This is a genomic window from Tardiphaga sp. vice304, from assembly GCF_007018905.1.
Taxonomy (GTDB): Bacteria; Pseudomonadota; Alphaproteobacteria; order Rhizobiales; family Xanthobacteraceae; genus Tardiphaga.
On the sequence record NZ_CP041402.1, the window covers coordinates 4,133,775 to 4,146,515 of the forward strand.

The window sequence follows — 12,741 nt, forward strand, 5'->3', positions numbered from 1 at the left end:
CCCACTCGCTTCTCCAACGCCTGGTTGTGCATGCTCGATCCGATGCCTTCCCATCTGTGGACCGGACAAACGCCGCTGCTGCAGACCGTCGGTCTGACCAAGCGCTATGGCAGTTTCCTCGCCAACGATGCGATCGACATCGAGATCTGGCCGCAGCAGATCCACGCGCTGCTTGGCGAGAACGGCGCAGGCAAATCGACATTCGTGAAAACCATCTACGGCCTGATCCAGCCTAGCGAAGGCGAGATGCTCTGGCAGGGTGAGAAGATGGTGCTGACCGGTCCGCATGATGCCCGCGCCCGCGGCATCGGCATGGTGTTCCAGCACTTTTCACTGTTCGACAATCTGACCGTGGCGGAGAACGTCGCGCTCGGGCTCGACGGCCGGGAATCCTTCAAGGCGATGTCGGCGCGGCTGGAGGAGGTCTCCCGCACCTACGGCCTGCCGCTCGATCCCAAGCGCGAGGTCTGGCAACTCTCGGTCGGCGAGCGCCAGCGCATCGAGATCGTCCGCGTGCTGATGCAAAACCCGAAATTCCTGATCCTGGACGAACCCACCGCGGTGCTGACGCCGCAGGAAGCGGACCAGTTGTTCGTGGTGCTGGATCGTCTGAAGTCGGAGGGCCGCTCGATCCTCTACATCAGTCACAAGCTGGACGAGGTGAAGCGGCTGTGCGACACCGCCACCATCCTGCGCGGTGGCAAGAAGATCTCCACCTGCAACCCGCGCGAAGAAACCGCGGCGTCACTGGCGAGGATGATGGTCGGCGCCGAGATCAAGCAGGTGCGCGCCGCCGCCGGCCGCACGACCACGGTGCCGCGCCTGGTCGTCAACGATCTCAACCTCGCGCCCGACGAACCGCATGGCGTGTACCTCGAGAACATCTCACTTGAATTGAAGGGCGGCGAAATCCTGGGGATTGCCGGCGTCGCCGGCAACGGCCAGGACGAGTTGTTTGCCGCCCTCTCCGGCGAGCGGCAGACCAAGGACCCCGGCACCATCGTGATCGACGGACACGCCGCCGGCCATCTCTCGATCACCAGCCGGCGCCAACTCGGCGCGGCCTTCGTGCCGGAAGAGCGGCTCGGCCACGGCACCGCGCCGCGGATGCGGCTTTCGGAAAATGCCCTGCTCACCGGCCATGCGGCGTCCGGCATGGTGCAGCTCGGCTTCATCAATATCGGCGCCACGCTGTCCGCTGTCGATCGCGCGACCGAGGCATTCGATGTCCGCAAGGCCAAGCGCGATCCGGAAGCCGCATCATTGTCCGGCGGCAATTTGCAGAAATTCATCGTTGGCCGCGAGATCCTGCGCAATCCGGTTTTGCTGGTGGTGAGCCAGCCGACCTGGGGCGTCGACGCGGGTGCCGCCGCGGTGATCCGCCAGGCGCTGCTCGATCTCGCCGGCGCCGGCTGCGCCATTCTCGTTACCAGCCAGGACCTCGACGAACTCGCCGAGATCGCCGACCGTATCGCGGTGATGTTCCACGGCCGCCTCTCCGAGCCGCTGGTGGCTGCGGACGCCAGCCGCGAAATGCTCGGCCTGTTGATGGGCGGCAGTACGCTTGCACCGAAGGAGCCCGTTGATGCAATTGGTGCTTGAGAAGCGCAGCGAGCGATCCACCGCCATCGCGCTGGTGTCGCCTGTCATCGCGATCGGCCTGACGATCGTAACAATGAGCGTGCTGTTTCTACTGCTTGGCAAAAATCCGATCACCGCGCTCGGCGTGTATTTTGTGACGCCACTGACCGACAGCTACTCATTGCAGGAGATCGCGGTGAAAGCCGCGCCGCTGGCGATGATCGCGATCGGCCTGTCGATGTGTTACCTGGCCAATGTCTGGAACATCGGCGCCGAGGGCCAGCTCCTGATCGGCGCGGTCGCCGGCAGTTGGCTCGCGGTGAAGACGCAGGGCACCGATGCCGGAATCTGGGTGATGCCCATGATGCTGCTGATCGGCGCGGCCGCCGGCGCGCTCTATGCGCTGATCCCGGCAATCTGCAGGGTGCGGTTCGGCGCCAGCGAAATCCTCGTCAGCCTGATGCTGGTCTATGTCGCCGAATTGTTTCTCGATTATCTGGTGCGCGGGCCGTGGCGGGATCCCAATGGCTTCAACTTCCCGACGACCGCTGAATTCGACCCCGTAGCCACCGTGCCGCTGATCTTCGAGGGCGGGCGACTGCATCTCGGCGTCGTCATCACGCTGGTCGTCGTCGCCGCCGCGGCCGTGCTGCTCGGCCGCACCATCAAGGGCTTCGAGATCCGCGTCGTCGGCGCCGCCCCGCGCGCCGCGCGGTTCGGCGGCTTCCGGTCGAACCGGCTGATCTTGCTGACCTTCGCGATCTCCGGCGCGCTGGCCGGCCTCGCCGGGATCATCGAGGTCGCCGGCCCGATCGGACACCTGCAGCCGGGCATCTCGCCGGGCTACGGCTTCACCGCGATCATCGTCGCGTTTCTCGGGCGACTAAACCCGGTTGGAATATTAATTGCTGGACTGTTCCTGGCCCTGACCTTCATCGGCGGCGAACAGGCGCAGATTGCGATGAAGATCCCGCTCGACATGACCAAGGTGTTCCAGGGCATCCTGCTGTTCTACGTGCTGGCCTGTGACTCGCTCATCCTGTACCGGATCAAGCTCGTCATGCCGCAGCGAAAGGCCGCCGATGGGATTGCTTGAGGCCATCATATTGGCGGTGCTGGCGGCGTCGACGCCGCTGCTGCTGGCTGCCACCGGCGAACTGATCACCGAACGCGCCGGCGTGCTCAATCTCGGCGTCGAGGGCATGATGATCATGGGTGCGGCCTGCGGCTTCGGCGGCGCGCTGTATTCGGGCTCGATCCTCATTGGCGCGCTGTGCGGCATCGCCGCCGGCGTCGCACTATCGCTGGTGTTCGCGTTGATGGCGCTGGGCCTCGCCGTCAACCAGGTCGCCACCGGGCTGGCGCTGACCATTCTCGGCGTCGGCACCTCCGGCCTGATCGGCGCCGGCTTCGTCGGCGAGCGCATCACGCCGGCACCCAAGCTCTACATCCCGGGCCTCACCGACATCCCCTTCGTCGGCCGGATCCTGTTCGGCGAGGACGCCTTCGTCTACCTCTCGCTGCTGCTGGTGATCGCCGTCTGGTGGTTCCTGTACCGCACCCGCGCCGGGCTGATCCTGCGCGCGGCCGGCGACAACCACGCCTCCGCGCATGCGCTGGGCTATCCCGTGCTCACCATCCGGCTCTATGCGGTGATGTTTGGCGGCGGCTGCGCGGGCCTCGCCGGCGCCTATCTGCCGCTGGCCTATACGCCGTTCTTCATTCCCGGCATGACCGCCGGCCGCGGCTGGATCGCGCTGGCGCTGGTAGTGTTCTCGTCATGGCGGCCGGGCCGGCTGCTGATCGGCGCCTATCTGTTCGGCGCGGTGACGATCCTGCAATTGCACGCGCAGGGCTGGGGCGTCGGCGTGCCGTCGCAATTGATGTCGGCGATGCCCTATCTCGCCACCATCATCGTGCTGGTTCTGATCTCACGGGCGCGAACCGGCGGTTCGACCGCGCCCGCAGCCTTGGGGACGGTGTTCGTTCCCGATCGATAAACCCGAAGCGCGCGCGGTGGGGACGCGCACTTCGTACCAACAACAAACCCTCGGTCATCGGAGAAACGCATGAAAAAGTTTATCCTTGCTGCAACAGCCGCCCTGCTGGCCGGCGCCGCCAGCATCTACGGCGCGCAGGCCGCCGAAAAACTCAAGGTCGGCTTCATCTATCTCGGCCCGATCGGCGATCTCGGCTGGACCTACCAGCATGATCTCGCCCGCCTCGCGATGATCAAGGAATTCGGCGACAAGGTCGAAACCACCTATCTCGAAAACGTCAGCGAGGGCCCGGACTCCGAGCGCTCGATCGAGCAGCTCGCGCGCGCCGGCAACAAGCTGATCTTCACCACGTCGTTCGGCTACATGGAGCCGACACTGAAGGTCGCCAAGCGGCATCCCAATGTGCATTTCGAGCACGCCACCGGCTACAAGCGCGACAAGAACATGTCGACCTATTCCGGCAAGTTCCATGAAGGTCGCTATATTCAGGGCGTGATCGCCGGCAAGATGTCGAAATCCGGCACGCTCGGCTATATTGGCTCGTTCCCGATCCCCGAAGTTATCGCCGGCATCAACGCCACGATTCTGGGCGCGCAGACCGTCAACCCGAACATCAAGGTCAAGATCATCTGGGCCAATACCTGGTTCGACCCGGGCAAGGAAGCCGACGCCGCCAAGGCGCTGATCGACCAGGGCGCCGACGTGATCATGCAGCACACCGACAGCCCCGCCGCGATGCAGATCGCTGCCGAGCGCGGCAAGCTGGCCTTCGGGCAGGATTCCGAAATGATCAAGTTCGGCCCGAAGACGCAATTGACCTCGATCATGAACAACTGGGCGCCGTACTACATCCAGCGCGTCAAGGCCGAGCTCGACGGCAGCTGGAAGTCGGAAAACACCTGGCACGGCTTGAAGGAGGTAATGGTAGTGATGGCGCCCTACACCAACATGCCCGACGACGTAAAGAAGCTGGCGATTGAGACCGAGGCCGCGATCGTCGCCGGCACGCTGAATCCGTTCAAATGCCCGATCATGGGCCAGGACGGCAAGGAAGTGGAATGCAAGGGCGGCGACCATCTCGCCGACGGCCAGGTGCTCGGCATGAACTTCTACGTCAAGGGCATCGACGACAAGGTGCCGGGGAAATAACGGCGCACTTTCGATACCAGCCACTCAAGCTGCAGTCCCCCCTCTCCCCTGCGCGAAGCGAAGCTTCGCTAGGTGGGAGAGGGTGGATCGACCGCGTAGCGGTCGAGACGGGTGAGGGGTAACAGCGAACTCCGAGCCAAAGCCCCCTCATCCGTCACGGCCTTCGGCCGTGCCACCTTCTCCCACAAGGGGAGAAGGAAGAAAAAAGAGCCCCTACCCCGCCTGCATCGCCTTTGCCGCAGCACTATGCCGTCGGATTAGATCGCCCACGTCCATCCCCGGAATCGCGCCATCGATCACCCGCCACGCCCCGCCGACCATTACCCTGTCCGCGCGATACGCCCCGCACAGCACCAAGGCCGCCAGCGCGTCGCCGTGGCCGGAGAAGCGCAACTCGTCGAGCTTGAACAACGCGAGGTCCGCCATCTTGCCGACCGCGATCTCGCCCAGTTCCGGCCGGCCGACACAGGCAGCCGAGCCCTTGGTCGCCCAGCGCAGCGCGTCCTTGTGGCTGACGCGGCCGACGCCGTAGCGGGCGCGCTGCAGCAGGAAGGCGGTACGCACCTCCTGCATCAAATTGGAGCCATCATTCGACGCCGAACCGTCGACGCCGAGCCCGATCGACACGCCGGCATCTTCCATCTCGCAGACCGGGCAGCCGCCCGAAGCCAATAGCTGGTTGCTGCACGAGCAATGGCTGATGCTCGTCTTCGCCTTGCCGAGCCGCACCATCTCCGGCGCATCGAAATGGATGCCATGCGCCAGCCAGGTGCGATGGTTGAGCCAGCCGGTCTGTTCGAGATAATCCAGCGGCCGGCAGCCGTAGATCTCCTCGCAATAGCGGTTCTCGTCCTGCGTCTCGCCGAGATGGGTGTGCAGCCGCACGTCGAGCCGTTCCGCCAGCGCGGCGGTCGATCGCATCAGCGAGGTCGTCACCGAGAATGGCGAGCACGGCGCCAGCGCGATCTGCACCATGGCGTCCTCGCCGCGCTCGTGGAACTTCGCCACCACGCGCTCGCTGTCGGCCAGTATCGTATCTTCGTCCTGCACCACGCTGTCCGGCGGCAGCCCGCCATCCTTCACCGAGCGGTTCATCGATCCGCGCGTCAGCAGCACGCGCATGCCGAGCCTCCGCGCAACGCCGACCTCGATGTCGACGGATTGTTCCAGCCCGGCGGGGAAGACGTAATGATGGTCCGTGGTGGTGGTGCAGCCCGACAGCAGCAATTCGGTCATCGCCACGGTGACGCCGAGTTCGAGCGATTCGGGGGTCAGCCGTGCCCACACCGGATAGAGCGCCTGCAGCCATGGGAACAGTTCGCGGTCGAGCGCCGCCGGCAGCGCCCGCGTCAGCGTCTGGTAGAAATGGTGGTGGGTGTTAATCAGCCCCGGCAGTACGACATGTTCGGAGGCATCGAACATCGTGACACCCGGCATCTTCGGCGTGCCGCCCGCCGGAACCATTTCGACGATTCGCCCGCCGCTGACGACGAGGCCGCCTTCGGCGCCCTCGGCGAGAATGGCCAGCGGGTTTTTGATCCAGGTCGCCGTCATGCGTTCGTCCTCTTCCTCGGCGCCGTAGCCGGCCGCCTTGCAATTCACAGTCCGGCCAAGAATACTCAATGGATCGGCTCGAGTTGGCGTCGGTCTTGCAAAGACTTAGCCCATCAAGCCGACGTCGTGCAAAAGCGGCCCTGAAGTGAAAGCGCGAACCTATCCATGGATCTGAACACGGTCACGTCGGTGGCGCGCCCGCAAGCGCGGGAACAGTTGCCCCAATGGACGGCCGGCGACGCGTGGCTGGCGGGCGGCACCTGGCTGTTCTCCGAACCGCAGGCCCATCTCACGCGACTGATCGACCTTGCCGACCTCAACTGGCCCGCGCTGACCATCACCGACAGCCATCTACAGATCGCCGCGACCTGCACCGTCGCCCAGCTCGATGCGCTGGCCTGCCCGCCGGACTGGATCGCGGCGCCGCTCATCAACCAGTGCTGCCGCGCTTTTCTGGCGTCGTTCAAGATCTGGAAGACGGCGACGATCGGCGGCAATCTGTGCTGCTCGCTGCCGGCCGGCCCGATGATCTCGCTGACCGCGGCGCTCGAAGGCCAGTGCACGATCTGGAATGCCGATGGCAGCGAGACCCGGCTGCCCGTCACCGATTTCATTTTGGGCGACCAGCGCAATGCGCTGGCGCCGGGCGACCTGTTGCGCAGCCTCGACATCCCGCTTGCCGCCCTGCGGCGCCGCTCCGCGTTCCGGCAGATCGCGCTCACCCCGGTCGGTCGCTCCGCCGCGCTGCTGATCGGCGCCGTCAAGGAAAACGGCTTGCTGCTTACCGTGACGGGCTCGACCGTGCGGCCAGTCCAGCTCGGATTCGCGACAATGCCTCGAACGGAGCAACTGCACGAAGCGATCCTGAATGCCATTCCCGACAATCTCTATCACACCGATGTCCACGGCAAGCCGGCCTGGCGCAAGCACATGACGCTGCGTTTTGCCGAAGAGATCCGTGCCGAACTCGGCGGCACGCCATGAGCTACCGGATCAACGACCACGACTTCACAGAGCAGCCCCGCGCCGGCCAGTGCCTGCGCACCTTTTTGCGCGAGCTCGGCCATTACGGCGTCAAGAAGGGCTGCGATGCCGGCGACTGCGGCGCCTGCACGGTGCTGATCGACGGCGAGCCGGTACATTCCTGCCTGATCCCGGCGTTTCGCGCCGACGGCCACGCCGTCACCACCATCGAGGGCCTTGCGCCCGACGGCGACACCCATCCGATGCAGCAGGCGTTTCTTGACGCGCAGGCGTTCCAGTGCGGCTTCTGCACCGCGGGCATGATCATGACCTGCGTCTCGCTGAACCAGGCGCAGCGCCAGGACCTGGGTCACGCGCTGAAAGGCAATTTATGCCGCTGCACCGGCTATCGCGCGATTGCGGATGCGCTTGATGGCAAGACCTATGTCGAGCACGCCGAGCCCGGCACCGCCTTCGGCCGCAGCCTGCCGGCGCCCGCCGGTCCGCTCGTGGTGAAAGGCGCGGCGCGCTACACCTTCGATATCGCGATGGACGACGTCTTGCAGATCAGGATCCTGCGCTCGCCACACCCGCATGCCAACATCGTCACGATCGACGCGAGCGAGGCCCTGGCCATGCCGGGCGTCCACGCCGTGCTGACGCATGAGGACGCGCCGACCAGACTGTTCTCGACCGCGCGGCACGAGGTCACCGAGGTGGACCCCGAGGACACTCGCATCCTCGACCATGTCGTGCGCTTCATCGGCCAGAAAGTCGCCGCCGTCGTCGCCGACAGCGAGGCGATCGCCGAGGAGGCCTGCCGCCGCATCAAGGTGGTCTACGACATTTTGCCCGCGGTGTTCGATCCCGAACTGGCGATTGCCGACGGCGCGCCGCTGATCCATCCCGACAAGACGCCTGCGCACCGCGTAGCCGAGTCCGCGCGCAATATCGTGGCGCAGACCCATGCCGAGGTCGGCGATGTCGCAGCAGCTCTGGCGGCGTCCGCGGTCACCTACGAAAACATTTTCGTCACCCAGCGCGTCCAGCACGGCCACCTCGAAACCCATGGCGGCATGGCCTGGGTCGACGATACCGGCCTGCTCAACATCCGCTCCAGCACGCAGGTGCCGTTCCTGACGCGGCGCGCGCTGGCAGGATTGTTCGATCTGCCGACCGAAAAAATCAGGGTGTTCTGCGAGCGCGTCGGCGGCGGCTTCGGCGGCAAACAGGAAATGTTCGTCGAGGACATTCTGGCGCTGTGCGCGCTGAAGACCGGACGCAAGGTGAAGTGGGAGCTGACCCGCGAGGAACAGTTCATCGGTACCGCCACGCGGCATCCGATGCGCGTCAGGATTCGCGCCGGCGCCGACGCCGATGGCAAGCTGACCGCCTTGCATCTCGATGTGCTCAGCAACACCGGCGCCTATGGCAACCATGCCGGCCCCGTTCTGTTTCACGCCTGCAGCGAATGCATCAGCGTCTACAAGTGCGACAACAAGAAAGTCGATGGCGTCGCAGCCTACACCAACACCCTGCCGTCCGGCGCATTTCGCGGCTACGGCCTGCCGCAGACGCAGTTTGCGGTGGAATCGGTGATCGACGAACTGGCGCGCCAGCTTGGCCTCAGCCCGTATGAATTCCGTCGTCGTAACGTCGTCAAACCGGGCGATCCGATGATCTCGGCGACAGGCCCGCAGCATGCCGATGTATTGTACGGCAGCTACGGACTCGACCAGTGCCTCGACCTCGTCGAACACGCCATGCAGGAACCGACCGCGCACGATCTCTCGTCGGACTGGCTGACCGGCGACGGCATCGCGCTCACCATGATCGACACCGTGCCGCCCGGCGGCCATATCGCCGACGTGACGATCGAGATCCGCGACGACGGCGATTTCGACCTCACCGTGGGCACCGCCGAATTCGGCAACGGCACGGCCACCGTGCACCGCCAGATTGCCGCCACCGCGCTGGGCTGCACGGTCGAGCAGATCCACCTCCGGCAATCCGACACGGCCCATGGCGGCCACGACACCGGCGCCTATGGCAGCGCCGGCACGTTTGTCGCGGGAAACGCCACGCTGGATGCAGCGCGAAAACTGGCCGTCGCGATCCAGGCCAACGACGGCACGCGCCGCGCCGATGGCACCTCCGGCGGCACGCCGCGCTCGGTCGCCTTCAACGTCCAGGGCTTTCGCGTCGCTGTGAACAAAGGCACCGGCGAGATCAGGATTCTCAAGAGCGTCCAGGCAGCGGACGCTGGCGCCGTCGCCAATCCGATGCAGCTGCGCGGCCAGATCGAAGGCGGCGTCGCGCAGGCGCTCGGTGCGGCGCTGTACGAGGAGATGGTGATCGACGATGGCGGCCGGGTGGTGAACCCGAAATTCCGCGACTATCATTTGCCATCGTTCGCCGACGTGCCGCGCACCGATGTGTACTTCGCGCAGACCTATGATTCGATCGGCCCGCTGGGCGCCAAGTCGATGAGCGAGAGCCCGTACAATCCGGTGGCGCCCGCGATGGGCAATGCGCTGGCGGATGCGACAGGGATCCGCTTCACCCAGGTCCCGTTCAAGCCGGACAGGATCTTTCAGGCATTACATGCGAAGTATGGGAAGTAGCTGGAACGCCAAACCAGGTGGCCTCTTCCTTCTCCCCTTGTGGGAGAAGGTGGCGCGCACGAAGTCCGCGTCGGATGAGGGGTTATTGGGCTCGGAGTTTGTGTTTACCCCTCACCCGTCCGCGCTGGCGCGCGGCCACCCTCTCCCACAAGGGGAGAGGGAAGAAAGATCCTACCGCTCCACCGTACATTCGATCTGGCCGTGCGGCTCGTCGGTCGGCAGGAACACGTCGTTGTTGTTGTCCAGCCCGAATGGCTGCAGGTTCATCAAGAGGTAGTGGATGTTCGGGCATGACATGCTGATCTCGGAGATCTCCGGCACCGCGGCCAGCGCCGCCTCCCCCATATGAAACAGGCTGTTCTGCACACTCGGGCTATAGGTGGTCGAGAACACCTTGAGCAGCGTCTCGAGGATTTTCGCATTGGCTGCCGCATAGCTCGCCGGCGTGCCAGACCATTTCCACGTCGCCACCATCGAGGTTGCGCAGATCCGGTCGTCAGTCGGCTGGATCGTCGAATATTTGTCGGTGTAGTAATTCTCCCAGCCCGACTGCGTCGATTTCATGAAGGTGAAGCCGTCGAGCCCGGAACTGATCGCCAGCCCGTCGCGATTGCCGGTCACCTCCACGGTCGGCTTGCCGTTGCTGTCGAGCACGAAGCTGTGCGGATGCGGCGTGCCGTCGATCGACAGCCGGCTCCATTTGGTTTCATGCGCCGTGACGGAGACGCCGGTGACCTGCGGATAGAGGTCCAGGTAACGCTGCGCCAGCACCAGGCAGAATTCCTCGGTGCAAAGCCCGAGATTCTCGCGCGCAGTGACGTTGACGATGTTCTTGATGGTGTCGGTGGAGGTCGAGGTCGAATTGTCGGCGTCGGTAAAGGCTCGGCCGAAGTCGCCCTCGATCATCGCCTTGATCGAAAGCTGGCTGACCTCGTGCCGGTCGCCGTCACGGTGAACGCGCATCACACGGACGCGGCCTTTGCCATATGTGTTCTTGATCAGCGGCACGCGGGGAACCTCCAGAAAAATCGGCGACGAAGCCATTAAGCGTGAATGGACACGTCCGTGGCAATGGTCAGCGACCAGCAACCTTCGTGCCAGCCCTCGGCGAGTTGCGCAACCGATCTGGCACGAGGAGTGCTGTGCGTGATCCTGGCACTGATCAAATGGGGCACCGGCTTTCTGGCCAACGTCTCGGTGCTGCTCGGCATCATCGCCGGCCCGTGCTCGCCAGCGCCCTCGGCGTCATGCATCTCGACAAGGTGGCGACCGCGCCTTGGGCCGTTGGCGTGCTGCCGTTCCACTTCGGCATGCCGACCTTTCATGTGATTCCGGTGATCACCATGTGCATCGTGATGATCGTGGTGATGATCGAATCGCTCGGCATGTTCCTGGCGCTCGGCGAGATCACCGGCAAGACCATCGACCGTGACGCCCTGACCAAGGGCTTGCGCGCCGACGGCGTCGGCACCGTGCTGGGCGGCATCTTCAACACCTTTCCCTACACGTCGTTCTCGCAGAACGTCAGCCTGGTCGGCATCACCGGCGTACGCTCGCGCTGGGTGACCATCGCCGGCGGCGTCATCATGCTGCTGCTCGGCTTGCTGCCGAAAATGGCCGCGCTGGTGGAATCGGTGCCGCTGGTCGTGCTCGGCGGTGCCGGTCTGGTGATGTTCGGCATGGTGGCGGCCACTGGCGCGCGGATCCTCACGGCCGTGGATTTCAAGACCAACCAGCGCAACCTGTTCATCGTCGCCATCTCGGTCGGCTTCGGCCTGATCCCGCTAGTGGCACCGAACTTCTTCAAGAACCTGCCACACGACCTGCACCCGCTGCTGGAAGCCGGCATCTTGCTGTGCGCGCTGGTCGCCGTGCTGCTGAACGCCTTCTTCAACGGCATCGGCAGCAAGGAGCAGGCCGAGGCGGAAGCCGCGGGCGTGGCGGCGGCAGCGACGCATTGAGGGAAAAGACTGCGCCGCGATCAGCTCCCCCGATACGTCCCGTAGCTCCACGGCGTGACCAGCAGCGGCACGTGTAGATGGCCTTCCGGGTCATACACCGAAAATTGCAGCGGGATAACGTCGAGGAATGGCGGATCGGACAGCGGGACGTTCCTGTCCGCAAAGTAGCTCGCCGTGCTGAAGCGCAGCTCATAGCGACCGATCGGCACCGGGCGGCCGCCGATCAGCGGCGCATCGGTGCGGCCGTCATGGTTGGTGACGGTCCGCGCGATGATGCGGCTCGTGCCGAGGTCGGACAGTTCGACTAAGTCGACCGCGATTCCCGCGGCAGGCTTGCCGCTGTGCGTATCCAACACATGGGTCGTTAGCCGGCCATGCACTTTCAGCGGATGCTCGCCGGACACCAAAAGGTCGGTGCGCAGCGCCGCGATCTTGCAGATCTCCGCAATCGAAGCCGCGATCTCGATCGCCGCATCGTTCGGCAGCCGACGCGCAAAATCACGCAGGATGGAATCCTTGGTGTGGCGACGCACGCAGACGATATAGGGAAAGCCGAATTTCTCACGGTAGGCCTTGTTGACCCGGTCGAACGCCTGATATTCCGCCTCCGACAGGCGATCGAGCCCGACGCTGTTCTGCTCTGCGCTGGATTCCGCCGTCAGCATGTCGCCCTGCTTGGTCTTGTCGGCAAGATCGGGATGCGCCTTGATCAGAGCCAGCCGCTGACCGGGCGCGGCCTGCTCGACCACCTCGCGCATCGCCGCGAATAGTTCGGTCACGCCGGCGAACGGCCGACGCTCCGCTGCCTTTTCGGCTATCCACGGCGAGTACTCAAAGATATTCGCCAGCGCCGCGACGAAATCCGGCTTGCTGCAGGTGTTCAGCTCGGCGAGCGTTGTCTCGGTCATG

Annotated in this window: 9 protein-coding genes and 1 pseudogene; 7 read left to right on the forward strand and 3 right to left on the reverse strand. The window is 64.8% G+C overall.

Annotated elements, in window-relative coordinates:
* Positions 1-30: 30 nt before the first annotated feature.
* The 4 genes from FNL56_RS19670 (at position 31) to FNL56_RS19685 (ending at position 4,730) form a co-directional block, all read left to right on the forward strand.
* The gene (locus FNL56_RS19670) at positions 31-1,602 is read left to right on the forward strand and encodes an ABC transporter ATP-binding protein (protein ID WP_143574657.1); all 1,572 of its coding nucleotides are present in this window, start codon (positions 31-33) and stop codon (positions 1,600-1,602) included.
* A complete protein-coding gene (locus tag FNL56_RS19675) occupies positions 1,586-2,677 on the forward strand; it encodes an ABC transporter permease (protein WP_143574658.1) in 1,092 nt (363 codons plus the stop codon). Before FNL56_RS19670 ends, FNL56_RS19675 begins: the two co-directional genes overlap by 17 nt.
* Positions 2,664-3,581, forward strand: a complete 918-nt coding sequence (locus FNL56_RS19680; protein WP_143574659.1) for an ABC transporter permease — start codon at positions 2,664-2,666, stop codon at positions 3,579-3,581. Before FNL56_RS19675 ends, FNL56_RS19680 begins: the two co-directional genes overlap by 14 nt.
* Positions 3,582-3,650: 69 nt before the next feature.
* Positions 3,651-4,730, forward strand: coding sequence for a BMP family ABC transporter substrate-binding protein (locus FNL56_RS19685; RefSeq protein WP_143582251.1), 1,080 nt, complete (start codon positions 3,651-3,653; stop codon positions 4,728-4,730).
* Positions 4,731-4,943: 213 nt separating this feature from the next.
* Here the strand turns inward: FNL56_RS19685 and FNL56_RS19690 are convergent, their stop codons facing one another.
* The gene (locus tag FNL56_RS19690) at positions 4,944-6,284 is read right to left on the reverse strand and encodes an 8-oxoguanine deaminase (RefSeq protein WP_143574661.1); all 1,341 of its coding nucleotides are present in this window, start codon (positions 6,282-6,284) and stop codon (positions 4,944-4,946) included.
* A gap of 165 nt (positions 6,285-6,449) precedes the next feature.
* Between FNL56_RS19690 and FNL56_RS19695 the strand changes: the two genes are divergently transcribed.
* The gene (locus FNL56_RS19695) at positions 6,450-7,268 is read left to right on the forward strand and encodes an FAD binding domain-containing protein (protein ID WP_143574662.1); all 819 of its coding nucleotides are present in this window, start codon (positions 6,450-6,452) and stop codon (positions 7,266-7,268) included.
* Entirely contained in the window at positions 7,265-9,871 is a 2,607-nt protein-coding gene (locus FNL56_RS19700; RefSeq protein WP_143574663.1) for a molybdopterin-dependent oxidoreductase, read from the forward strand. Before FNL56_RS19695 ends, FNL56_RS19700 begins: the two co-directional genes overlap by 4 nt.
* A 171-nt stretch (positions 9,872-10,042) precedes the next feature.
* On the opposite strand, the gene pucL is transcribed toward FNL56_RS19700, so the two are convergent.
* Positions 10,043-10,879, reverse strand: a complete 837-nt coding sequence (pucL, locus tag FNL56_RS19705; protein ID WP_143574664.1) for a factor-independent urate hydroxylase — start codon at positions 10,877-10,879, stop codon at positions 10,043-10,045.
* 117 nt (positions 10,880-10,996) lie between these two features.
* Here pucL and FNL56_RS19710 point away from each other — a divergent pair.
* A pseudogene (locus FNL56_RS19710) lies at positions 10,997-11,832 on the forward strand (solute carrier family 23 protein); the annotation flags it as partial.
* Positions 11,833-11,852: 20 nt separating this feature from the next.
* On the opposite strand, the gene uraD reads toward FNL56_RS19710, so the two are convergent.
* Entirely contained in the window at positions 11,853-12,740 is an 888-nt protein-coding gene (gene uraD / locus FNL56_RS19715; protein ID WP_143574665.1) for a 2-oxo-4-hydroxy-4-carboxy-5-ureidoimidazoline decarboxylase, read from the reverse strand.
* Position 12,741: the final 1 nt, after the last annotated feature.